The organism is Microtetraspora sp. NBRC 13810, assembly GCF_030268685.1.
GTDB lineage: Bacteria > Actinomycetota > Actinomycetes > Streptosporangiales > Streptosporangiaceae > BSRQ01.
In genome coordinates, this window is record NZ_BSRQ01000094.1 from 1 (window position 1) to 255 (window position 255).

Here is a 255-nt window from a genome sequence, read left to right on the forward strand (position 1 = left end):
CCGGCCTGGATCGCGGCGGCTTTGGCGGGCTTGTCGCGGTGCCCCTTGAGCGCCGCGGTGATCTGGGTGAGGGTCAGTCTCGCCGCGGCCTGCGGGGTGGGGGCCTTGGCCAGCAGGGCGAGCACGGTCGTGCTGGTGAGGCCGAGCGGCTGGAAGGCGGCCAGCGCGGCGGGGAAGTAGTCCCGCAGCGCCGAACGGAGCCGCAGCATGTGCCGGGTCCGTTCCCAGATCATCGTCTGATGCGCGCGGGCGACG

Annotated in this window: 1 pseudogene; it reads right to left on the minus strand. The window is 73.7% G+C overall.

From position 1 onward, the window contains the following. A pseudogene (locus QSK26_RS41595) lies at positions 1-233 on the minus strand (IS110 family transposase); the annotation flags it as partial. Positions 234-255 lie beyond the last annotated feature (22 nt).